Raw genomic sequence first — 25803 nt, forward strand, 5'->3', positions numbered from 1 at the left:
TTTTTAATGATTCGTCTTTTTTTTTAACGCAAAGATTTAATTTAAATCGTGCACATTTAAGGAGCAAAGATTGCGACAAGTCGCTGAAGCTTGAAAAAATATTCGCTTAAAATCAATTTATTGATTATTCTTTGCTCCTAAAATATTTTCAAAAAATAATAAATCTTTGCGTTTTAATTTTGCCTAAACCTAAACCTAAACCTAAACCTAAACCCAAACCTTAACCTTAACCTCAGTCTTACTTCAACGTTTTATCTAAAAAATCTACCGTCAAATTCAAAGTTTCTGTAAACCAGGGTTCTGCAGACCAAAAGGAATGCGGAGTGTCTTTTATTTCGTGGTATTCGGTATAGATATTATGACTTTTTAAAATCTTCATCATATCGTCTCTTCCAGCATGAAATCGAGGCTGCGAAGAATTGATGAATAGAGTAGGAGGTGTATTTTTACCAACAAATTCTAGAGGTGAAGCTTCTGTCCAGTTCTTTAAATTCACATTTCTATCACCATCTAACCAAAAGGCTGCATAAGTGCTTTCTTCAGCTTCAGGATGAATAAACGATACAATTCCGTCTACATTAACGATTGCCTGAATTTTATTTTTAGTTTTTACGCCTACTAAAGTTGCGATTTGCGCACCTGCAGACTCTCCTAAAACTGCGATTTTTTTTGGGTCTAAAGAATACTTCTTTTTATTTTTCTTTACATATTTAATGGCATTTTCTACATCATCAATTGCTGCAGGATATTTTGCCACTTCACTTAAACGATAGCCTACCGCAATGGCAACATAACCTTTCGATGCCAATTCCTGAGCCATATATTTTTCATTTTCCTTACTTCCCGAAATCCAGCCTCCGCCGTGAACCAATGCGATGCCCGGATATTTTTTAGATTTATCGAGAGGGTAATAAATATCTGCTTTTAATGATAGTCCGTTGATGTTGGCGTATTCTACATCCTTATCAATCCCGATGTTTGCCGGTACTGGTCTGTTCAACGGAGTGATAAACGGATGTTTCTTTTTCAGCTTTTCATACGTTGCCTCGTTTGTGTAAGGAGTAGCATTCGGCTTTGTCTGACCGAATGCTTTTGCTCCTACAAAAAAAACAAAAAGAAAATATAGTTTGTGAAAACTCATATTAAAATGAAAATTATTTAACTGCGTTTTTTGCAACCTCTTTCGAAATCTGCAATTGCTCGCCTTTTACATCTTTCGGAAGTTTTACCGCTGATGTTTTGCTTCCTAAAACCTTAATCGTTGGTTTTTGAGAAGATTCTAACTGAAGGGTAGACAGATCTACATTTTTACTGTTGTAAACTACGGCTCCGGTTCCTTCACTGTATTTAAGCTTTACATTTTTCAATGTAATTCCGTCTGCATCTACTATGGTTAATGCTTTTTTAGTATCAAACTGAGAATCTTCAATGACGATATTTTTGATATTCATTTCAGCCAAACCATTGATGGTAATCGCTTCGTAAGAATTAACCGCATTGATGTTTTTAAAATAAATATTTCTGAAAATTGGTGTTTCTTCAGTTACCGGGAATGTTTTTTCAGGAGCTTTATTTCCTTCCTCTTTTTGCCCCTCTTCCAAAACCGGAGAAGCTCCTTCGTAGAACATATTAAACCCAATCGTCTGAGTTGGAATATTGATCATATCGATGTTTTTCACATAAATATTTTCAACCACGCCACCTCTTCCACGAGTAGTTTTGAAACGAAGACCGATATCAGTTCCAATAAATGTACAATCTGAAACATGAATATTTCTCGCCCCACCAGACATTTCGCTTCCAATAACAAAACCTCCGTGACCATGATAAACCACATTATTTTTGATGATTACGTTTTCAGTTGGCATTCCTCTTTTTCTTCCGTCTTCATTTTTCCCAGATTTGATGCATATTGCATCGTCACCTACATCAAAAGTATTGTCGTAGATCAAAACATTTTTACAAGATTCTAAATCTACACCGTCACCATTTTGAGAATACCAAGGATTTCTTACGGTAAGATTTCTTAAGATTAGATTCGAAGTCATCAATGGATGAAGATTCCAGGCTGGAGAATTTTGAAAAGTAGGTCCGTCAAGAAGAACTTTATCGCAACCCACGATACTTACCATTACAGGACGAAGGAAGTCTTTTACAGATTCCAGTTCAGATTTTGAAATTATATCGGGAACATTAAAGCTTGAGCTGCTTTCAAATCCTTTTTTATAGCTTTCTGAAGGATACCAGGTCTTACCGTCTTTAGAAAGAATTCCGCCTGAAGCAACGATTTCTTTCCATTGAGATTCTGCCATTTTACTTTTTTTGACGGCTCTCCATGCATCACCGCTTCCGTCAATTACTCCTTTCCCTGTGATGGCAATGTTTTTAGCATTTTTAGCTGAAATCGGAGACTGGCAACGAATGGTATTTAAACCTTCAAAACTTACGTCTACCAAAGGATAATCGCTTTTATCTTTACTGAAAACCACAAATGCACCTTCCTCGATATGAAGATTAATGTTACTCTGCAAAACAATTGGCCCCGTCAACCACATTCCTCTTGGAACAACCAGTTTACCGCCGCCTTTTTTTACTAAAGCGTCGATTGCTTTTTTGAAAGCTTCTGTATTTTTTACATTCCCGCCTGCAATGCCTCCAAAATCTTTGATGGAAACTGTATTGGCTGGAAAAGAAGTTTCCGCCACCTGCGGCATTTTAAACTCTATTCCTGTGTAAATATCTTTATTTTGAGCATACACCTGTCCTGAAAACAGCATAACTGCCGCAAGACTGATGATATTAAACGACTTCTTCATTATATTTATTCTTTAATTTTCTGTTGATGTTTGTATCAAACCTAACGGATTTCAAAAAACGTTAAGTTTTTTATTTTAAGTTCCCGCAGATTAAACAGATTTTAACTATTTTAACTATTTTAAAATTATCTGCGAAATCAGCAAAATTTGCGAGAGGCTAAATTAATTTTTTGTTACTCTGAAATATTCAAAATCTGCATAGCCCCCGCGGTTTGCTTTCTGTGTACTTACAGAATATAATCCCACTTTAGCACCAATCCATTTTCCTGGTTTTGCTTGAAATGGCTCACCAACTTTGATGAAATTTTTTCCGTTTTCGCTGTAACTGAATGTGCAAATTCCGTTGGGTTCGCTGACGTTAACTTTGAAATAAGCTTCGTTTGATTTTAATTTAGTTTCAAATAAAACTTTTTCAACACCGCCTTTGTCTGCTTTTTCAGCTTTTCTCAACTGAACATAATATCCGTCTGTTTTATTCGTAATAACAATCGATGCGTGATCCATTCCCATTACCAGAAGCCCGGCAGTTTTTCCTTCTTTGGCGTCTTCGGGAGTCAATTTAACTTTAGTGGAAGCCACAAAATTCGGAGCCGGGAATTTCTGAGTCAATAAATTCGGAACGTTCCAAAGGTTTACTTCTCCTTCAGGAACTTTCATTGAAAATAATCTCAAAAATTTCTGTCCGGGAAGTTTAGATGACCAAACGATATTTTCGTTGGCGCTCCATTGCCATTGTAAGCCTAATTTTTCACCATCAAATTCATCAGTTTCAGGAGGAGTTACGATCGGATATGTTTTACCAACGTTTGGTTTTTTATAAGTAAGAACCGGTTCACCAATTCCGTTTTTATCGTTGTCTGTTCCCATTACAGGCCAGTCTTTTTCCCACTTCATCGGCTGAAGATGCACGATCCTCCCCCCTGCATCCACATCCTGAAAATGATAGAACCAATCTTCACCTGAAGGCGTATCAACCCAAGCTCCCTGGTGTGGACCGTTGATCTTTGTTTTTCCCTGTTCGAGAACAATTTTCTCCTCGTAAGGACCGTAAATATTTTTTGATCTCAAAACCAATTGCCAACCTGTCGCAACACCTCCCGCCGGAGCGAAAACGTAGTAATAGCCGTTTCTTTTGTACATTTTTGGACCTTCAACTGTTGGATGAGCATCGTGACCATCGAAAATATGAACACCTTTATCCAAAACTTTTGTTCCTTCAGGATTCATTTTATTGATGGAAAGTAAGCTTTTAACTCCGGCACGGCTTCCTGCCCAACCGTGAACTAAATACGCTTGCCCATCTTCGTCCCAGAAAGGACAAGAATCAATCAAACCTTTTCCTTCCATGACTAAAACAGGTTCTTCCCATTTTCCTAAAGGATCTTGGGTTTTAACCATGTAAATTCCGAAATCAGGATCGCCCCAATAAATGTAAAATTCACCTTTATTAAAACGAATACTTGGTGCCCAAACTCCATCGCCTCTTTTTGGAATACTGAAATGTTCTGCAGGTAAAACGTCTGGCAAAGCATAGTTTACCAATTTCCAGTTGACCATATCTTTCGAATGTAAGATGGGCAATCCCGGAGCTTCGTTGAAACTTGAAGCGGTCATATAATAATCATCACCAACTCTTGTAACATCCGGATCTGAATAATCTGCGTATAAAATAGGGTTTCTGTAATTTTTTCCCTGATCGGCAGTCCAGACTTCAGAAACGTAAGGTTTTTCCTGTGCGTTCAAATACGTTGATGCAATGGAAAATGCGGTGATTGAAAGTATATTTAAAAATTTGTTTGTTGTCATAAAATCAGATTCTGTTTTAACGCAATGAGCGCAAAGATTCTTTTAATATTCTCTGCAGATTTTTCGTTCGCAAAGGCGCTCTGCTCAGCAAAGGTTTTTAATTTTGAAATTATATGAATATGTGTAGAATGAAATCATTAATGAAATTTTAAAAGAATTTCTTTTCTCCCCAGCCCTAAAGGGTGAAAAAATTCTTTTAAAATTGAACTAAATTACTCCCTTTAGGGTCGGGGAAAATAATTTTGTTCAATTTTACGCATTAGATTTATACTTTTTTTCAAAAGCTACTTCTCAAATTCTAAACTTGCCAAAATAAATGGTCCTGTTCCTTTTCCGTCATTCGAACGGATTTCTTCATTTACATAATATTCATAAGAACCATCTCTGTACGGTTTTCCTCCCAAACCGGCAACAGCGCAACATTTATTTAAATTGACAACACCGTTTTCGTCAACAGTGATCAAATTTTTGATGATTCCGTCGTAGCCTTTTTTAGCTGCTGATTTGTATGATTTTGGAAGATATCCTTTGTTCACCGATTTAATCATCGTGTAAACAAACATTGCGGAAGCGGTTGCTTCTTCGTAATTACCGTTTGCCAGTGGCTTATCTAAAACCTGATACCAAAGACCGGATTTTTTATCCTGAACTTTGATTACAGCATCAGCATAAGATTTTAAATAAGAAATAATTCTTGCTCTTCCAGGATGATTTTCTGGTAAATAATCGAGAACGTCTACCATCGCCATTCCGTACCAACCCATGGCTCTTCCCCAGAAATTTGGAGAAAGTCCGGTTTCTTTATCTGCCCAAGCTTCTTTTTTGCTCTCGTCCCAAGCGTGATAAAGCAATCCTGTTTTTTTGTCTAAAAGATTTTTCTGAACCGAATCAAACTGAAAAACAATATCATCATACGCTTTCGTTGCATCTGCACCTTTAGAGAAATCTTTTGTATAATGCGTATAGAAAGGCATTCCCATATACAGACCATCTAGCCAAACCTGGTTTGGATATATTTTTTTGTGCCAGAAAGATCCTTCGGTGGTTCTTGGCTGTCCGTCAATTTGCTTTCGAAGGGTCTGCAGAGCTTTCAGATATTTATCTTTTTTCTCTTTTTCGTAAAGATAAAGCAATACATTTCCGCTATTCAGAAGGTCGATGTTGTACTTTTCGATGTCGTAGGTAAGAATTGTGCCGTCTTCTTTGATCAGAGTTTCTCCGAAGCCGCTGATGTAATCGTAGTATTCTTTCTTACCTGTTTTAATATAAAGTTGCTCGGCGCCGTCTAAAACAATCGCTGATGGATACGTCCATTTCGGGCTTTTGCTGAAATCGAGCATCCAGGCTTCAGGGAATCTCTGCATTTCTGAAAGCATCATTCTTTCAGACCATTTCAGGTTAGTAGGAACTACTTTTCCGGATTTTGAAGTTTGTGTTGTAGCTTTTGCAGCGGTTGCCGTTTTTGTCTGTGCACAAGCCAGAAACATTCCTGAACCTAAAACTGCAACAGCATATATTTTTAATTTTTGATTAATAAAACTCATTGTCATTCAATTTTAAAGTTGATTGTTATTATCTAAAATTTCTAATTTTTTATCTAAATTTTTATAGAATTCTTCTTCGGTTTTAATTCCGTTTGGTTCCTGAGACCAAGCTCCCATAAAGTAATACGAAACATTTTTAGTTTTTTTGAAAACTACTGTATGTGTAGATTTTGTTTTCACATATTTATCAAAACTTTCGATAGGATAGAAAATTACCATCCCAAGATTGTCTTCTTTTTTTGCCAAAGTCTGCGTTCCGTATGTGGCAATATAACCCCATTTTTTGTTTTTACTGACCGCCTCTTTCATGGGAATATCTTTGAAAGCAACAATGCCCGTACATAAACCTGAAAGCGTTTGATCTAAACCTAAATCAACTTTTACAAAGCGGTCTCTATTGAAAATGGTCAATTTCGATTGAAGATCAACTGCTTTTCCCCATGTTTTCCAGCCTTTGTAATCGATGGTTGCGAAAGACTTATCGTTTTCATTAAAAACTTTTGCAGTTGTACTTTTTACCGTTTTAAAAGTTTCAACGAAATCGTTCTGTTCATCATATCTTCCGTAAGAACCGACTCCGATGGTACGGCCGGATTTTAAAATATCCTGGCCCCAAGTGGCGTCGTGATGGTAAGATTCAAAGCCGTCTTGTCCGACTTCCGGTAACACCAAAGTATTCACTTTCTTGCCGAAAATATCTGTGGCATTTCTCCAGTCCAGATATAATCGATAGGCGATTTGATTGTTTTCCAGGCCAATTCCTTCGTATCTGATGTAGTAAGAATGGTCGGTATGTTCCGATGGAAGTTGTAATTGATTGACGTTTTTGAAAGTTCCACCGATGTATTCATTTCCCTGCCATTTTCCGCCATCTTTTATGGATAATTCGGCGTAGGAAAAAGGAGTTTTAGGATTTTTGCGAATATTTTCGATGACGTTCTTCTGTGCGAATGACGAACCGGCAGCTAAAATTGCTCCTGCTAATAATATTTTGAATACGTTTGATTTTAATTTTTCTGACATAATACTTTCGTTTTAGATAACCATTTAAACAAAAAGTTCAGTGACTTTTTACTGTTTTTCAGTTATTTTTTTCACAAGGTCATTCATGTAAACCTCGATATTGTCATAGTTTTTATCTAAATCTCTTCCGTTGGCATTGGCTGTTTTCGGGTCTAGATTATTTTTGATTTCCCATTCATCTGGCATTCCGTCATTATCTGAATCTAAAGGACTTTCCCCTTTTTTCAAATCAGGGAATCCTTCGACATCATTTTGTGAATCGATGATTCCGTTGTCGCTGCCAAGCGAACCTTTATGAGAAAATGTTCCGTTTTTCACATGTTCCAAAACTCGTAAATCTACCGCATCTCTCACCAAACTTGCCCCTCCGATTTTTAATATTTTTTCATACGCCTCTTTTGGAGAATCAGTTTTCACATTATTCTGAATATCGTGAGGTTGACTGATTTTAATTGAATTTTTATCAGCATCATTCAAATTGTAAGCGGGTTTCATTTGATTAAAAACACCTAAATTCCAGTTGTCTGCCGTAACATCGGGATTACCTTCTGAAAAATTTCCGTTGATATAATATCTCCCCCAAATGTTGTATACTTCGGTTTCCGGTCTTTCATTTTTGTCGATGGCGGCAATTCTTTTCTTGTTCATCGATGCAGGTCCGGGTTTGTAGTAATTGTTGACGAGATTAACATTCATCCCTTCGCCACCGTAGATATTATTGTGCCCCCAATTGTAAATGACATTATTTCTAAAATCAGTCAAATCAGTCAAAGCAAATTTACTTCCCGCATATTCACCCAATCTTGGATTTCTGCTGTCGTGGTTGGCATAAATATTATGATGAAAAGAAGCGAATTTTCCACCGGCGATGCCGCCATATCCGTGTGCGCCTTTTTGGTGGGCAGAATTTCTTAAGCTTTCTGAAATTACACACCATTGAAGGGTGGTATTCTCATTGACATAAATTGAAACTGTTTCATCAGTCGACCAGCTCATCGAACAATGATCTACAATTAAATTTTTTATAAATCTCGCACCCAAAGCGTCACCTTCATATTTTTTCTGATCTCCCATTCTGAATCTCATGTAACGGATGATGACATTGTCTGCGGCAACAAAAGTTTCGTAATTGGCAACAGTAATGCCGTCTCCGGGAGCGGTTTGTCCCGCAATGGTAACATCGCCTTCTTTTATTCTTAAAGGCGATTCCAGATAAATCGTTCCGGAAGTTTTAAAAACAATATATCTCGGACCTTTTTGTTCTAAAGCGTGTCTTAAAGTTCCTTCTGAGCCATCATCTGAAGTTTTAGTTACAAATAAAACTTTTCCACCTCTTCCTCCGGTTGTAAACCTTCCAAAACCTTCTGCTCCGGGAAAACTGATTGTTTTTCCTGAAATTACAGTTGGATTTTCATTTAAAACTTTAGACTGAGTCGTGCAGTTTTGTAAGGTGAAAATTCCCAGTATCGAAGCTGCAAAAAAAGTGTTTTTCATAATCGATTGTTTTGATGTCAACTTATTTTAAAGCTTTTGTATAGTTCCAATTGTCTTTTTCCGAAAGAATATTTTTTGCCGTATATTTTTTTGCCTGATCTTTCGTAAGCTGATGTGACCAGGAAACTCTTTTTGAAATATCTGCTCCGGCTCCTTTGGAATTGTATTCTCCGTAGAAAGTTGTTTTTTCGGCATCAGGTTTAGACCAATTATGCCAACCTTCTTTTTTTATTGTGGAATCGATTGCACAATTGATATAAGCAGTTTTTGCAAATGGCCTCCAAGGTCGTCCCAAATATACAGAATTTGTTGCAGCATTTCCTGTTAAGTTACAGTTAATAAACACAAAACCAAACTGATTTTCCTGTGGAGTAGAAGCTGCAGTCACATATGAAGCATTGTTTTTAGAATAGATGGTACAGTTTTCAAAAACGGCTGTTCCGGCTCCGAAGATATAATCGGTAGTTCCTTCAATGTAGCAGTTTTTAAAATAATTTCTTGAAGGTTTTGTTTTGTCTTCCAAATCCTGAGCTCCTTTTAGATATAAAGTATCTTGAAATCCTAAAAATCTGCAATTTTCAAAAGCAATTTTATCACCGGTTGTTAAAATAGCAACAGCTTGACCGACTGGTCCTGCATCATTCTGAAAAGTGATATTTTTAGCTGAAAAATTATCAGAAAATATAAAAATAGTTGATGAACCTGTTGTTCCAATATTTTTGCCTTCCGTATTTGGTTTTGAAGCAAAATCCCCATAAACCAAAATGGTGTTTTCTGCATTTTCTCCAATTAAAGTTATCGCGCTTTTTGTAGCAGGAATTGTTATTTTTTCTCTGTAAGTTCCGGGTTTTATAATGATTTTTGTTCTTACTGATGTTCCTTCTTCAACAGCGTCAATTGCTTGTTGAATGGTCGTGTAATTTCCTTTTCTGTCTTTCGAAACTATGATGGTTTTATCATCATTAGCCTTGAAAGAAAGAAGACTGATCAAAACGAGTGAAAAAATAAAGAAGAACTTAGTATTTTTTAAATCTGAAACCTGCATATTCCTGAACTTTTTTCTTGAAGAAAAGTACAGACCTTCTCCCCGAAAGGAGGAAGTCTGTACTGAAAATTAATTAATATGAATGTATATTTTTACTAATAACCATAGTCTTGGGTAAGAGCAGGGTTATTTTGAATGTACTCAAAATAGATTGGTAAAAGCTCTCGCTTATTGACCTGGAAATATTGTGCATATCCCGCCGAAGGATCATTTACATAAGTTGGTAAAACACCAGATCTCCATGCGATTTTTTTGTAACCTGCCGGAAGTGTAGTCGATTGGCTAGGAACATAAAAAACGTCTGCTTTATTTACTCCAGTCGTTGTAAATACATCAATGGCAGTAATGTTTTGCTGAGCTGTTTTTGTAGGATCAAATGCGGACGCTTTATAGTAAATATCTAACGGAACATTAGCATAAGCACCTACACCATTGATGAAATCTGAAAGTTTCTGCTTTGTTTCTGCAATTTTGGTAGCAAGTAAATTCCATCTGATTAAGTCGTATTTTCTAATTCCTTCCGAACCTAATTCTAGCATTCTTTCTTTAACAATGTAATTAAAGAAACCTGTTTTATCAGTAGGAATTGTTCCTATTTGTGCTAAATTACCTGTGTACGCCCTGCTTCTTACTGCTCTCACTGCATTGATAGCTTCTGGAGAAGGTGCACCATGCAGTTCGTTATCTGCTTCGGCAAACATCAACATTACATCAGATATTCTCAATAATGGCCAGTCCACAGCTAATGTTTGAGAAGGACCTGTAATGCTCGTCCAAGATTTTCTGTATTTTGAATCGGTAAATGAGTTTGCAGCTACAAGCTCAGCCAGATTTGATGCGTTTACTGTAAAGATCCCAACATTCATATCTCTTCTAAGGTCATATTTCGTAAACTCATAGAAGTATGTAGGCAACGCATTGATGCCTCCACCACCTTTCCAGTTAGAATTATCATGATGTTTTAGACCATTGTAATATCCTATTTTAGAGTCTGTTCTTGTACCTCCTCCAAAAGCTCCAACGGCAAAAATAATCTCGTTAGTTGCATCTTGCGTATTCGTATGAAGAGCTCTGAAAACACTTTCGTAGCTAGGGTTAAGTGAATGCTCACCGCTATGATTCATAATATCTTTGGTCTCATCATAAGCAATCTGATAATACTTCTGAGGATTTGATCCCTGTGCCATTACCTGCGGGCTTCTTCTTAAAGACCAACCTGCTCTTGCCAATGCAATTCTTGCTCTCAAACCTTTCACAAAACCTTTAGAGATTCTGTTGCTGGTAGTTCCTCCTTCAGATCTCCACGGCACTACAGCAGATGCTTTTGCAAGATCATCAATAATTTGCTCATAGATAACGTCACGATCTGTTTTTGGCTGGTTTTGGTCTGCAATATCAGAAGCCGGAACAAGATAGAAAGGCACATCTCCCCAGTTTTTGATAAGCTCATAATAATATTGCGCTCTTAATGTTAATGCTTCACCAAGATATCTGTTCATTAATTTTTTATCATCCTCTGAACCGTTTTTCATTACCGGAGATAAAGGAATGTTTTTAATGACAAGATTAGCACGCTCAATTCCGGTGTACAGCTTTCCGAAAGGATTATTCAGCTCAGTATTTGTAGGGCAAGCGCCAAACGTAGCTACACCTCTTCTATCATTACAATTGTAGCTTCCTGAAGTTCTGAAATCGTCTCCGGACTGAGGGATGATTAAAGATAATCTTTGCCCGTAACCATCGTCACCACCAAGTTGAGAATAAACTCCTACCAAAGCTGAAAATGTATCTGCTGTACTGTCAAACTGTTGTTCTTCAGAAACGCTTGAAAGGTTTTCGGGATTAAGAAAGTCACTACAAGAGTTTAAAAATAGTGCTCCTGCAAGACAAGTTAAAATTAATATTGATTTGCTCTTTTTCATTTTTTTTAATTTTTAGAAAGTGATGTCTACTCCGGTTACATAAAAGCGGCTTCTTGGGTATGCTGCATAGTCTACTCCGGGAGTTAAAGGATTTCTTCGTGTACTAGCTTCAGGATCGTATCCAGAATATCCGGTAATTACAAACAGGTTGTTCACCGTTGCATATAATCTGAAATTTTTCACACCGATCATTTCCAACGAACCTTTTGGTAAAGTATAACCTAGCGTTACGTTGTTTAATCTTAAGAAAGATCCGTCTTCAATACCGTAAGAGTGCAGAATGTACTGTCCTGTCGGAGGAGTCCACATGGTTGTATTTGCATTTAAAGCAGCTAATTGTGTAGGATCGTTTACCTTTACACCATTATCATCAAACCATCTCCAACGGTTGGCAACGTCTGCAGCCATATTGTTGTCTCTATATAGATACTGCGTTGTATTTTCTATCTTGTTTGCATTATATACTTTATTTCCGACAGAGAAATTAAATAATAAGCTCATATCAAAATTCTTATATCTGAATGTCTGATTAAAGCCACCATAGAATTTTGGCTGCGCACTTCCTAGCTCTTGTCTGTCTGCATCGGTAATCTGACCGTCACCGTTTATGTCTTTCAGTTTTAAATCTCCCGGTTGTACCGCTTTTGCTCCTAAAGCAATCTGGCTGCTGTTTGGAAGTCCTGCTTTTAAAGTGTAAACTTGTGTAGCTGCATTATAATCAAAATCTGATACTTCATATCTTCCTTCAGTTACATATCCGTAATAAGTTCCTACAGCGCTACCTACCTTAGCGATAAAATCAAAACCTCCGATTCCTCCAGACTGTACCAGATAAGAATCTTGTCCTGGTGCAACACCGCTTCCAAGGCTTAAAATAGTGTTTCTATTTGCAGAAAGGTTGGCATCTATTTTCCAGTTGAAGTTTTCATTATTTACAATTACCCCTCCCATCGTAAATTCAAGACCTTTATTTCTTGTTTTACCTGAGTTTTGAAACTGATTGGAATAACCCGGAAATGGTACTTTAGCTAAAACCAACAAATCTTTAGTATCTGTAATGTATCCGTCCACACTTCCATATAATCTACCATTGAAAAGTTCAAAATCGATCCCTGCATTTTTAGAAACAGTGGCTTCCCATTTTACATTCGGGTTAGCCTGTGTTGTAGAAACACCTGATCCCGGTGTAACGGAAGTACCGAATACGTATCCGTTATTGGCATTTACGTTATAGAAATTTGCCCACAAATAAGAAGTAATTCTGTTGTTTCCTGAAAGACCGTAGCCTACACGAAGCTTTAACTCGTCTAACCAGTTAACATCTTTAAGGAATTTTTCTTCTTTAAGTTTCCAGGCTAATGAAGCTGCTGGAAAATATCCCCATTGGTTTCCTTTCATAAAAACATTAGATCCGTCAGCTCTTACCGATGCTGTAAGGATATATTTATTGGCAAATATATAGTTTACACGCCCAAAGAATGATGCTAAACGATCTGGTGGTAACATCGCTGTTCTTGCAGCATCCTGTATTAATCCTGGAGGTGGAGTAGCGGCTCCGATGTTGGCAAATGCTTCATTAGGTAAAATAGATTTTGGGAACCATTTTACATAATCGTAGCTAGATTCTCCATCAGTTTGAACGGTTTCCTGACCAAGCAGGATATCCACCTTATGTTGTCCAAATTTTTTGGTATAGTTTAATGTATTGGTATTGGTGATTCTTCTGGTTTGAGATCTGTCAAGCTGCACGATTGGCATATCAGCATTGGCTCTTGCCTGAGACGTTACGCTTCCCCAAAACTGGTTGGTCGCAATATCTCTTTGTACGTAAGCGATGACCGTTCTAAAAGTTAAGTCTTTGGTAATATTATAGTTCAAATAAGTATTTAGCAACAAATCATTGATTCTGTTGTCTCTTACTTCATTATCATTTAGAATAAGAGGATTTACAAGGTTGGTCATCGTTGAGTATGAAGGATCAAAATCATCGATCGGAACGTTTGATCCACCTTCAAAAGGCTGGTATCTTACAGAGTTTCTCAATCTGTTGTTACTTTGTGATCCTGTACTGGAAGTACCTACCCCTGTCGTTAAAGATCTGCTGTATCTCGCATTAATTCCAAATTTAAGCTTTTTACTGATGTCGTAATCATACTTAAAATTGGCCATGCTTCTCTTGAAGCCAGAGCTTAGCATAATTCCGTCCTCATCTACATGATTTAGAGTAAGTGCAAAAGCTGATTTTTCAGAACCTCCGTTGATGGTTAAGTTATGTGTAAAGTTAAATGCTTCTTTACCAAATAGCTCGTCCTGCCAGTCTCTTTTCTGAATATTCTTATATTTATCTGCAAGCTCACTGTACGTTCCATAGCGTGTAGCGAAAGAAGTAATATCTTCTGCAATTCCGTTTTTGTTGTAGAGCTCGTACTGATACAATACAAATTCATAAGGGTCTAATACAGGAAGCGTATTCATGATTTTTCTTACGCCTGTAAAACCGTTGTAGTTAATTGTAGTTATAGCTTTCTTGCGTCCGCTTTTTGTTGTGATCAAAACAACACCGTTTGCACCTCGAGATCCATAGATAGAAGTGGAAGATGCATCTTTCAAGACTTCAATAGACTCAATTTCTTTAGGCGAAAGAATGCTCATTGCATTATCCATTTGTACACCGTCTACGATGTAGAGCGGAGCATTACTTCCTGTAATAGAAGTACCACCTCTTACCTTGATATCTACATCACCTCCCGGCTTACCTTCACTTGCCTGCACTTGTACACCGGCAAGTCTTCCCTGGATAGCCTCGGCAGCAGAGTTTACCGGCATGTCTTTTAATGCTTCTCCTTTTACAGATGATACGGCATTGGTAACATCTTTTTTAGAAACTTTATTATATCCTACCAAGACAACCTCGTCGATCTTGGTTTCTTTTTCCTGGGCCATACCAAGTATGGGAAGAAGGAAAACAGTTAAATATAACCACTTTATTGATTGTACCTTTTTATCCATTTATTGTATCCTTATATAGTTTAATGTGTGGTTTGAGAAGCCAATAACTTCTCTAGTTTTTCTTTGTGGATTTTTAAGTATTCTGTTTTTAGGAATATTTTTATTATATACGCTTTTTTGAGTGCAATCGATTGCGTAATTAATCTTAATAAAATATCTTGGCTTCTAAACTAATATTATTTTTCATTACGCAAAGAAAAAAATGTTATTTTTTCATTAATTTGACTGTTTAATTTGTTAATACATACAAAATTTAAAATTTGTATTACGTCTTAATTAATTGTTATTCAGTAATTTATGTTTGTATTTCTTTTTTCTTTTAAATACTTAAAAAAGTGAAAATAATCTGATGTTTAATGATTGTAATTGTATAAAATTAAGCTAAATCATAGCTTTTTAATCTATTTAAAACTCCCAAAAAGTAGCGGCAAAAACTATTTTTGATTACTTAGTCTGATTTTTATCATCTTTTTCGTTCTGAAAAACTTGTGTATTTTATAAATGATAGAAATTGTGTTAAATTGTGATTCTGGATATATTAATTTTCTCATATCCTTATTTATATAGCAATGTCAAATTTATTCACATATTAATTGGCATGATTTTTATATTCTTAAGTGTTTGTTGACTTATTTCGTTAAAAAATTCAACTTCTGTTATCTTAAAATTCTCTAGATTTTTTCATATTATTAATTTTAATTACTTGTAAATCAATTAATTTAAAATTTAAATTAATTTTTTGTTAACCGAATACATATATTCTATATATTTAACAACAAGTATTTCTGTGGAATTTCAGTGTAATTTAATGCAATCGATTACGCAAATGTTTAACAGGTTTTTAGAAACCGTAATTTAAGTTTAAAATCTAGAGTATGACAAAATCAGAATTTCGTTACGCCCATCATCCTGAAGATGTAAAAAAATATACAACTGAAGACCTGAGAAGGGAGTTTTTGATGAATGATTTATTTAATGAAGATCAAATCAATGTAGTGTATTCTATGTACGACAGAATGATCGTAGGTGGTGCAATGCCTGTAAAAAGTGCGTTGAAACTGGAGCCTACTGATGATCTGAAGGCAGAGAACTTCTTAGACAGAAGAGAATTGGGAATCATCAACGTTGGCGCTGCCGGAAAGGTAACAGTTGACGGAGAAGTTTTCGAGCTTGGAAACAAAGAAGCTTTGTATATAGGAAAAGGGACAAAAGATGTTGTTTTTGAAAACGGAAATGAAGGTCAGACTTTATTCTATTTCAATTCTGCACCTGCGCATCACACTTTCCCTACAAAGAAAATCACAAAAAATGAAGCTGAAATTGTAGAGTTAGGCGAAGCAAAATACGCAAACAGACGTACCATCAACAAGTTGATTGTTAACAGTGTATTGGAGACTTGCCAGCTGCAAATGGGAATGACCGAGTTGCACGAAGGAAGTGTGTGGAACACGATGCCTTCTCACACGCATACCCGAAGAATGGAAGCTTATTTTTATTTTGATTTGGAAGAAGGGCAGACTGTAAGTCACTTTTTAGGACAGCCTCACGAAACCCGTCATGTTTTCATGCAAAATAATCAGGCGGTTTTGTCTCCGGAATGGTCTATTCACTCAGGAGTTGGTACTTCCAACTACACATTTATCTGGGGAATGGCAGGAGAAAATATGGATTATGGCGATATGGACGCTGTCAAAACTAACGAACTAAAGTAATTTTTTCTACATGAATTTATTCGATTTATCCGGAAAAGTAGCCGTTGTAACCGGCGGTACTCACGGATTAGGAATGGCAATGGCTGAAGGTCTTGCCTCTGCAGGTGCTGAATTGGCAATCACAAGTACAACGCCATCAAAATTAGAGGAAGCTTTAAACTATTATCACTCTAAAGGATATAGTGCAACCGGTTACCTTTTTGATGTGACCGACGAATTGGAAGCTGCTCAGAAAGTAGCATTAATGCTTGCTACACATGGGAAAATAGACATCTTAGTCAATAATGCGGGAATCATCAAACGTGTTCCGGCTTTAGAGATGGATGTTGCAGACTTTAGAAAAGTAATCGATGTAGATCTTACCGGACCTTTCATCATGTCTCAATTGGTTGGGAAGCACATGATCAAAAGACAATCTGGTAAAATTATCAATATTTGCTCTATGATGAGTGAGCTTGGCCGTGACAATGTAGTAGCGTATGCTTCTGCAAAAGGCGGACTTAAAATGCTTACCAAAAATTTAGCAACAGAATGGGCAAAACACAATATTCAGGTGAATGGTATCGGTCCAGGATATTTTGCGACAACCCAAACAGAACCAATCAGAGTAGACGGTCATCCGTTTAACGATTTTATCATCAGCAGAACTCCGGAAGGAAGATGGGGGAACCCAGAAGATCTTGCAGGAACGGCTATTTTCTTAGCTTCAGATGCAAGCAGATTTATCAACGGACACATTATCTATGTGGACGGAGGTATTTTGGCGACCATCGGGAAACCTGCTAATGAATAACACAAGAATTTTACTAGAATGAAATCTTTTATTACAGATAATTTTTTATTACAAAATAAATACGCGGAAGAATTATACTTCAACTTCGCAGAAAAACAGCCGATTATCGATTATCACAATCACTTGATTCCAAAAGATATCGCTGAAAATACGGTTTTCGAAAATATTTCTAAAGTCTGGATTGCAGGCGATCATTACAAATGGCGTGCAATGCGCACAATGGGAGTGAACGAAAAATTCATCACGGGCGACGCTTCTGACAAAGAGAAATTTGAAGCCTGGGCAAAAACGGTTCCTTACACGTTGAGAAATCCTTTGTACCACTGGACGCATTTAGAATTAAAGCGTTATTTCGGAATTGATGAATTGTTAAACGAAAAAAACGCATCAGATATTTACGACAACATCACGGCACAGCTTCAGACTCCTGAAAAGTCGACAAGAGGTTTGCTGAAAATGATGAACGTAGAATCTTTGTGTACGACAGAAGATCCGATTGATGTTTTAAATTACCATCAGGATTTAGCGAAAAGCGATTTCAGCATTAAAGTAAGTACAGCTTTCCGTCCGGATAAAGCAATTTTAATTGAAAATCACAACTTCGCAGATTATATTTCTAAATTAGGAGAATCGGCTGGAATTGAGATCAATTCTTACCAGACTTTGTGCGATGCTTTATTAAAAAGAGTAGAATATTTCCACGAAAACGGATGCAGACTCTGCGACCATGGATTGAATAATATTTCCTTCGAAGAAGCTTCAGAAGCTGAAGTGAGCGCGATCTTCAATGATAAAATTTCAGGAAAAGTAATCGCTGAAAAGCAGGTAAATCAGTTTAAAACTGCCATTTTACTTTTCTTAGGCGAGACATATCACAAATTTGGATGGGTTCAGCAGTTTCATTTGGGAGCTTTGAGAAACAACAACGAAAGAATGCACAGAATCTTGGGTCCTGATACAGGATGGGATTCTATCGGTGACTTCGTACAGGCTGAAACTTTGTCTAAATTGCTAAATGCTTTAGACGGAAAAGACAAACTGACCAAAACAATTCTATATAACTTAAATCCTGCCGACAACGAAATTTTCGCAACAATGATCGGGAATTTTAATGACGGCAGTATCAAAGGAAAGGTGCAATTTGGTTCGGGCTGGTGGTTTTTGGATCAGAAAGACGGAATGATCAAGCAGATGAATGCCCTTTCAAACATGGGATTAATCAGCTGTTTCGTTGGAATGTTGACAGATTCCAGAAGTTTCTTATCTTACCCGAGACACGAATACTTCAGAAGAGTTTTGTGTAATCTTTTCGGTGAAGAAATGAAAAACGGCGAATTGCCGGATGATATGGAACTGATCGGGAAAACCATTTCCGATATCTGTTATCATAATGCTAAAAATTATTTCGATTTTTAAATTCGAATTAAATAAATTCAATTTTAAACCATTAAGGAAATTAAAAGGTTAAGTTTTATTAAGTTAAAATCTAAGATTTTATTAAACAGGCTGCTTAAAGCGAAGCTCAACTTAAAAAATCTTTAAAACTTATAAATCTTAATGGTTTAAAAAAACAATAATTTACATATCTGCAATTTTTCTCAACTTGAAAAATCCTTGTGAGCATGCGTGAGTAGAACGCCTTTGTGAACTTAAAAATATACATCAAGTTTTAAAAGAAAATCTTAGCGCACTTTGCGTTTAAATAACAGCAGATATTAAAAAGAGTATTTAAAATATGGCTAGCAAAATACTTACTTTCGGTGAAGTAATCATGAGGCTTTCACCTCCCGGAAACAAAACGATGAAACAGAGCCACGAAATGGAATTCTTTTTCGGCGGAACTGAGCTCAACGTAGCTTCTTCATTGGCGACAATGGGTTGCGATGTAACGCACATCAGCAATGTTTCTGACGATTTTGTGGGAGAATCAGCCTTGTCTTTCATTAAAAGTTTCGGGATTGATACGACTTTCATTAATAAAAATGAACATCCTTTAGGGTTGTATTTCCTTGAAGTAGGTTCATCGGTTCGTGCGAGCAGAATTGCTTACAACAGACTAAATGGTTCTTTTGCAAACATCAAACCCGAACAGATCGACTGGAAAAAAGCTTTGGAAGGTTGTGACTATTTTCACTGGACAGGCATCAGCCCGGGAATCTCTGAAGGTGCTTACGAAACTTTGAAAGAAGGTTTATTGACTGCCAGAGAAATGGGAATTGAAGTGACAACCGATCCTGCTTACCGTTCCAACCTTTGGAAATATGGTAAAAACGGAAACGAAGTTTTAAAAGAACTGGTTTCTTACTCAACCATTTTCATCGGTGGTGTAAATGAGATTAATGAAATTCTGGGAACTCAGTTTTCTTCAGATCAGCAAGGTTTCATAGAAGCTTGTGAAGAATTAAAAAAACAATGTCCATCCATTCATAAAATCTTCGATAAAATAAGAATAGGCGTTACGGCAAGTTCTCAGCAAACGCAGGGAAGAGCTTTAATTAACGGAAATTATTTTGAAACAAAATTTTTAGAAATAGACCAAGTCGTTGACAGAATCGGAACGGGAGATGCTTTTGCCGCAGGTTTGATTTATGGACTACTAAATTTCGATGATGAGAAAGCTTTAAATTTTGCCAACGCAGCCTGTGCCATCAAACACACCATTTTAGGCGACATCAATTACTGTAGCGCAGAAGATATTCTCGAAGTAATGGCCGGAAATTCAGGAGGACGCATTAAAAGGTAGTTTTTTGCTTTTGGCTGTTAGCTTTTGGCAATTGGCTCAAGAGGCTTTCAAAATATAAGCAGTCATTATATTTAAAATTTAATGGTCTTTTATAGGCGAAGCGGCTCTGTGAAACTAAAAAACAGTCAGCAATAAAAATCTTTGTGAACTTCATGTTCCAAAAAATAGCATAGAAAGTCCCAACGGGACGATTTAACAAAGGATAGGATAAAATCCTATCAAATAAAATTTAAACAATAAAAATTCAATTTTCTTCTTTAACCCCGACCCTAAAGGGAGGAAGAAAATGGAATTTTAGTAAGTCCCTAGCAGGACAGCATACCAAAGGATGGATAAAACGCCATCAAAGATTATTTTAACAAAATAATTAAAACAAAATGACAAAAATTCAATTGGTTACAAACACCATCATCAATCAGGGAGCTTTGCCTCTGTATTACAATGCTGATGAAACGGTAACTTTAGAAATATTGAGATCACTTTACAAAGCAGGAATCCGTGCGGTAGAATACACCAGCCGTGGAGAAGCTGCGTTGAGTAATTTCACAAAAATGGTAGAAGTTCGTAATGCCGAAATGCCTGAAATGCTTCTCGGAATCGGAACGATCAAAAATGTAAAACAAGCCGAAGAATATTACAAAGCAGGTGCTGATTTCTTTATCAGTCCGGGTTTTGTGGCGGAAGTTGCTGCATTTTTAATTCCTAAAGATTTGTTGTACAGTCCGGGTTGTATGACTCCGACCGAAATCATTGCAGCTGAAACTGCTGGTGTAACTTTCATTAAATTATTCCCAGGGAATGCTTTGGGACCAGGATTTATGAGTGCCATCAAAGATGTTTTCCCGAATCTGAAATTTATGCCGACTGGAGGTGTTGATACTACAAAAGAAAGTATTGACAGCTGGTTCAAAGCAGGTGTTTCCGCAGTAGGAATGGGAAGCAAGCTGGTAAGCAAAGAATTGATGCTTGCGAAAGACTATGCAACGATAGAAAATGAAACCAAAAAAGTGCTGGATATCATTCAGACTTTAAAATAAATAAATTGACTATGAGTTCAGTTAAATCTCTTAAGCCGACACAATATAGGTGGACAATATGTTTACTGTTATTTCTTGCGACCACAATCAATTATTTAGATCGTCAGGTTTTATCATTGACGTGGAAAGATTTTATCGCACCGGAATTTCACTGGAATAACAACGATTACGGAAACATCACCGCATTATTTTCTATATTTTATGCAGTAGGAATGCTTTTCGCAGGAAAGTTCGTGGACTGGATGGATACCAAAAAAGGTTTCCTTTGGGCAATCGGAGTTTGGTCGATCGGTGCAGTGTTGCACGCATTCTGCGGAATTGCAACTTCAGGAATTCTTACCGGGACTTGGACGGCTGGTTTTCACGGTTCTAAAGAATTGATCGGAACAGTTTCTAATACTGGTGCAATTATCAGTACAAGTGTAACGTTATTCATTTTTGCACGTTTCGTTTTGGCGATTGGTGAAGCAGGAAATTTCCCTGCAGCGATCAAAACCACAGCAGAATATTTTCCTAAAAAAGACAGAGCATTTTCTACAAGTATCTGGAACGCAGGAGCAACAGTTGGAGCTTTGGCAGCACCGCTAACAATTCCATTTATTGCAAAATCAATGGGTTGGGAATGGGCATTTATCATCATTGGTGCTTTAGGATTTGTATGGATGGGACTTTGGGTATTCGTTTACAAAAAGCCACATTTACATAAGAGAGTTAACGAGCACGAATTAACGTATATCAATCAGGATCAGGATGATCTTCCGAATGAAGATACCTCAGTTCCGGAAAAAGTATTTACGTTTAAAGAATGTTTCAGCTACAGACAGACTTGGGCTTTTGCGTTCGGAAAGTTCATGACAGACGGTGTTTGGTGGTTCTTTTTATTCTGGACTCCGGCGTATTTAAGTTCAGTATACGGAATGGATTCCACAGAAAGTGCATTGCCTTTATTCGTACTATACATGATTACTTTACTATCCATCATCGGAGGATGGCTTCCAAAATATTTTGTTGAAAAGAAAGGAATGAATGCCTATTCAGGAAGAATGAAAGCAATGTTAATTTTCGCATTTTTCCCACTGTTAGCACTTTTAGCACAACCTTTAGGAAAAGCAACTTATTGGATTCCGGTTTTAATTATCGGTATCGCAGGAGCAGCACATCAGGCTTGGTCAGCAAATATTTTTTCCACAGTAGGCGATATGTTCCCTAAAAAAGCCATTGCAACCATCACAGGAATTGGCGGAATGGCAGGCGGAATCGGATCGTTTATCATTAATAAATCTTCAGGATTATTATTCGATCATGCGCACAAAGCTTGGTCAACCGTAAACGGAGTTCCTTTGTTAGAAAAATATCCCCAATACGTTAATGACCGTTTGCCGGATGGATTCTTTGAGCAATTGGAAAAGTCAGGCGCAGTAGTATCTGACGGAATTGATAAAGGATACATGATCATTTTCTCAGTTTGTGCAGTCGCTTACCTGATCGCATGGACAGTTATGAAAACATTGGTTCCGAAATATAAAGTGATTAGTAAATAAAATTTTCAAGGCATTTTTTCACCCTTTAGGGTCGGGGTAAAGAAAAATGCCTTGAAAATTTCATCAAAATTAGCTCCCTTTAGGGTCGGGGGAAATTAATTTTGATGAAATTTTAAGCAGACTCTTAATAGTCCAAATATAACTTTGCGGACTTTGCGTTTAAAAAAGCATTAAGATTTAGCAGAATTAAAAACACAATTTAATTCAAATTAGAAAAATGGAAAATCAGACAAAACAGAAATTAAACCGTCAAAACAGCGGTATAGATACAAAATTACCAATCAAAATTGTACAGTTCGGTGGAGGAAACTTCATGCGTGGATTTACAGATTATGTGATTGATAAATTAAATAAAGAAGCAGATTTCAACGCAGGAATTGTCAACATTCAGCCTACTCCAAACGGTTCGGTTCACAAGCTTGAAGAGCAGGGGAATTTATATACTTTATTTTCCAGAGGAATTAAAAAAGGAGAAATCATCGATGAAAAATGCGTGATTTCGGCTATTCAGAAGTCGATTAATCCTTATACAGATTACAACAGCTTTTTGGATTTGGCAAGAGAAGAAGAACTTGAATTTGTCTTTTCAAATACAACCGAAACCGGAATCGCTTACGACGAAACAGAAAATACCTATGAAGGTCCGCACAAAAATTTCCCAGCGAAAGTAGCGGTTTTACTTTACGAAAGATATAAGCATTTCAATGGTGCGACAAATAAAGGTTTAAGAATTATTCCTTGCGAACTGATCGAAGAAAATGCGATTGTTTTAAAAGGTATTATTTTAAAATATGCCCAACTTTGGAATTTAGAACAGGGTTTTGCAGAATGGGTTGAAAACAGCAATCACTTCCACAATACTTTGGTCGACAGAATCGTTCCGGGTTACCCGAAAGATGATGCTGCGACGTACGAAGACCAATTGGATTATGAAGATCCGATGATGGTGGTTTCTGAAACATTCCTTTTGTGGGTGATTCAGGGAGGTGAAGATTTAAAACAGAGAATTCCTTTCGATCAGATCAACGAACAGATTTTGGTGGTGGATGATATTCAGCCATACCGTTTGAGAAAAGTAAGAATTCTGAATGGCGGACATACTTTGATGTTGGCTCCGGCAATTTTAGCAGGAAAAGAAATCGTAAAAGAAGCTATCGACGACCAGTTTATCGGAACTTTTTTAAGTGATTCGATTTTTAATGAAGTCAATCAAACTTTAGGTTTAGACGAAGCTGAATTAAAAGATTTTTCAGAAGAAGTATTTGACAGATTTAGAAATCCTTTCATCAAACACCATTTGGCGAGTATTGCTTTATATTTTGTTTCTAAATTTAAAGTAAGAGTCGTTCCGAGTTTGTTGACGTATGTTGAAAGAAATAATAAACTTCCGTTGAACCTGACGTTCTCTCTGGCAAGTTTAATCAGATTCTATCAGGGAAGTTTTGGTGAAAAATCTCTTCCTTTGAATGATGAAGAAGCGATCGTAAACAGATTCAAAGAAATCTGGAAAAACGAAGATTACGAAATAGTTTCAGAACAGGCATTAAGCGAAAAACTGTTTTGGGATACAGACCTGACACAGGTTGAAGGCCTGAAAGCCGCAGTAGCAAAAGCATTGTACGAAATCGACCACAATGATATGGAAACTGCTTACAAAAATTTCATTCAATTTTATTCTTAAAATCATGCAAAAGAAAGTACTGAAAGTAAATCCCAAAGACAACGTTATTGTAGCGTTGATGGATTTGCCTGCCGGAGAATCGGTGCACTTAGACGGTACAGATTATACGATTCTTAAAGATATTAAAGCAAAACATAAATTCGCTGCCGTAGATTTTGAGGATGGTGACCATATCTTGATGTATGGCGTAATCGTTGGAAAAGCCAATCAATCCATCAAACAAGGCGAAGTCATTACTACCGAAAATGTAAAACACCAAAGTGCAAAAGTAGTCGGGAAAACCGAAACTTTGGGCTGGACTCCACCCAATGTAGACAAATGGAAAGACCGTACTTTCAACGGATATCACCGTGAAGACGGACAAGTAGGAACAGAAAACGTTTGGTTATTTTTCCCATTGGTATTCTGCGAAAACAAAAATATTGAAACACTAAAAGATATTTTTGAAAAAGAATTACTTCATGACAAAGCCAGCAAACATCAATTATTGTTACGGTCATTATTAAATGGTGGAACGACTGATATTGTTGAGGAAGAAAAAGAAGAGGATACAAGAATATTTAAAAATATCGACGTAAGATTCATCACACATCAAGGTGGTTGTGGCGGAATTCGTCAGGATGCTGAAGCATTGGGAAGATTGTTCGCAGGTTATGTCAACAATCCAAATGTTGCAGGAGCTACGGTTCTCAGTTTAGGTTGTCAGAATCTTCAGGTGCAGATTTTCATGGATTCACTGCATGCATTGGCTCCAAATAATAAAAAACCGATTGTCGTTTACGAGCAGCAAAAATCGGGTACCATCGATGAAATGCTGACCGGCGTTATCAAAGATTCTTATGAAGGCATTAAAAAAGCCAACGAAATAGAAAGAAAACCAGCCTCGATCACTAAACTGAACATTGGTTTGGAATGTGGTGGCTCAGACGGTTTCTCAGGAATTTCTGCGAACCCTGTTTTAGGGGAGGTCTCAGATATTATGGCGGCAGTGGGCGGAACAACCATGCTGGCCGAATTCCCGGAATTATGTGGAGTAGAGCAGGAGCTGGTCAATCGTTGCATCAACGATGAAGACGGTGTAAAGTTCCTGAAACTGATGAAAGATTTTGAAGCTTCTGTGGTTGCGGCAGGATCAGGATTTGATATGAATCCGTCTCCCGGAAATATCAAGGATGGTTTAATTACCGATGCCATGAAATCTGCAGGAGCATCCAAAAAAGGTGGAGCTGCCCCAATTGTGGAAGTTCTTGATTTTACAGAATACGCCACAAAACCAGGTCTGAATTTATTGTGTACTCCCGGAAATGATGCCGAATGTACAACGGCTTTAGTAGGTTCAGGTGCAACCGTAGTTCTTTTCACTACAGGTCTTGGAACTCCGATGGGAAATCCTATTACGCCTGTTGTGAAGATTTCGTCGAATACGGTTTTGGCAGAAAAAATGTCAGACATTATTGATTTTAATGCAGGTACCGTAATCAGCGGAGAAAAAACAATTCCCGAAGCGGCAGACGAACTTCTGGAACTCATCATCAACGTAGCCAGCGGCGAAGTAAAAACCAAAGCGGACGTTCTTAATCAGAATGATTTCATTCCATGGAGACGAGGAGTCTCTCTGTAATGGGTTAATTATATTA

Annotated in this window: 17 protein-coding genes; 8 read left to right on the forward strand and 9 right to left on the reverse strand. The window is 37.1% G+C overall.

Annotated features, from left to right (window positions below; genetic code table 11):
* Positions 1 to 238: 238 nt before the first annotated feature.
* The 9 genes from EG358_RS04620 to EG358_RS04660 form a co-directional block, all read right to left on the reverse strand.
* Entirely contained in the window at positions 239 to 1141 is a 903-nt protein-coding gene (locus EG358_RS04620; RefSeq protein ID WP_076558034.1) for an alpha/beta hydrolase, read from the reverse strand.
* A 13-nt stretch (positions 1142 to 1154) separates the two neighbouring features.
* On the reverse strand, positions 1155 to 2816 hold the full coding sequence (locus tag EG358_RS04625) for a glycoside hydrolase family 28 protein (protein ID WP_076557872.1): 1662 nt from the start codon (positions 2814 to 2816) through the stop codon (positions 1155 to 1157).
* A 162-nt stretch (positions 2817 to 2978) separates the two neighbouring features.
* Positions 2979 to 4622 (reverse strand): glycoside hydrolase family 43 protein, encoded by a 1644-nt coding sequence (locus tag EG358_RS04630; RefSeq protein WP_076557873.1) that lies wholly within the window; start codon positions 4620 to 4622, stop codon positions 2979 to 2981.
* A 284-nt stretch (positions 4623 to 4906) separates the two neighbouring features.
* The gene (locus EG358_RS04635) at positions 4907 to 6166 is read right to left on the reverse strand and encodes a glycoside hydrolase family 88/105 protein (protein ID WP_076557875.1); all 1260 of its coding nucleotides are present in this window, start codon (positions 6164 to 6166) and stop codon (positions 4907 to 4909) included.
* 12 nt (positions 6167 to 6178) lie between these two features.
* Complete coding sequence (locus EG358_RS04640) at positions 6179 to 7189, reverse strand: DUF4861 family protein (protein ID WP_076557876.1); 1011 nt, start codon at positions 7187 to 7189, stop codon at positions 6179 to 6181.
* A 48-nt stretch (positions 7190 to 7237) separates the two neighbouring features.
* Entirely contained in the window at positions 7238 to 8683 is a 1446-nt protein-coding gene (locus EG358_RS04645; protein ID WP_076557878.1) for a pectate lyase family protein, read from the reverse strand.
* 22 nt (positions 8684 to 8705) lie between these two features.
* A complete protein-coding gene (locus EG358_RS04650) occupies positions 8706 to 9728 on the reverse strand; it encodes a pectinesterase family protein (protein WP_076557880.1) in 1023 nt (340 codons plus the stop codon).
* 95 nt (positions 9729 to 9823) lie between these two features.
* Positions 9824 to 11650, reverse strand: coding sequence for a RagB/SusD family nutrient uptake outer membrane protein (locus EG358_RS04655; protein WP_076557881.1), 1827 nt, complete (start codon positions 11648 to 11650; stop codon positions 9824 to 9826).
* 12 nt (positions 11651 to 11662) lie between these two features.
* Positions 11663 to 14659, reverse strand: a complete 2997-nt coding sequence (locus EG358_RS04660; protein WP_076557883.1) for a SusC/RagA family TonB-linked outer membrane protein — start codon at positions 14657 to 14659, stop codon at positions 11663 to 11665.
* Positions 14660 to 15534: 875 nt separating this feature from the next.
* Here EG358_RS04660 and kduI point away from each other — a divergent pair.
* The 8 genes from kduI to EG358_RS04700 all read left to right on the forward strand — a co-directional run bounded on the left by kduI (position 15535) and on the right by EG358_RS04700 (position 25787).
* Positions 15535 to 16371: a 5-dehydro-4-deoxy-D-glucuronate isomerase gene (gene kduI / locus EG358_RS04665; RefSeq protein WP_076557885.1), complete on the forward strand. Its 837-nt coding sequence runs from the start codon at positions 15535 to 15537 to the stop codon at positions 16369 to 16371.
* A 10-nt stretch (positions 16372 to 16381) separates the two neighbouring features.
* The gene (locus tag EG358_RS04670) at positions 16382 to 17164 is read left to right on the forward strand and encodes a gluconate 5-dehydrogenase (RefSeq protein WP_076557886.1); all 783 of its coding nucleotides are present in this window, start codon (positions 16382 to 16384) and stop codon (positions 17162 to 17164) included.
* An 18-nt stretch (positions 17165 to 17182) separates the two neighbouring features.
* Positions 17183 to 18580 (forward strand): glucuronate isomerase, encoded by a 1398-nt coding sequence (gene uxaC, locus EG358_RS04675; RefSeq protein ID WP_076557888.1) that lies wholly within the window; start codon positions 17183 to 17185, stop codon positions 18578 to 18580.
* Between the two features lie 319 nt (positions 18581 to 18899).
* Positions 18900 to 19907, forward strand: a complete 1008-nt coding sequence (locus tag EG358_RS04680) for a sugar kinase (protein WP_076557889.1) — start codon at positions 18900 to 18902, stop codon at positions 19905 to 19907.
* A gap of 377 nt (positions 19908 to 20284) precedes the next feature.
* A complete protein-coding gene (locus tag EG358_RS04685) occupies positions 20285 to 20944 on the forward strand; it encodes a beta/alpha barrel domain-containing protein (protein ID WP_076557891.1) in 660 nt (219 codons plus the stop codon).
* A gap of 11 nt (positions 20945 to 20955) precedes the next feature.
* A complete protein-coding gene (locus EG358_RS04690) occupies positions 20956 to 22485 on the forward strand; it encodes an MFS transporter (protein ID WP_076557892.1) in 1530 nt (509 codons plus the stop codon).
* A 217-nt stretch (positions 22486 to 22702) separates the two neighbouring features.
* Positions 22703 to 24166 carry a tagaturonate reductase gene (locus EG358_RS04695; RefSeq protein ID WP_076557894.1) on the forward strand — a complete coding sequence of 488 codons (1464 nt, stop codon included), beginning with the start codon at positions 22703 to 22705 and terminating at the stop codon, positions 24164 to 24166.
* Positions 24167 to 24170: 4 nt separating this feature from the next.
* Positions 24171 to 25787, forward strand: coding sequence for a UxaA family hydrolase (locus EG358_RS04700; protein ID WP_076558035.1), 1617 nt, complete (start codon positions 24171 to 24173; stop codon positions 25785 to 25787).
* Positions 25788 to 25803 lie beyond the last annotated feature (16 nt).

Origin of the sequence: Chryseobacterium indoltheticum (assembly GCF_003815915.1) — a bacterium.
Taxonomy (GTDB): domain Bacteria; phylum Bacteroidota; class Bacteroidia; order Flavobacteriales; family Weeksellaceae; genus Chryseobacterium; species Chryseobacterium indoltheticum.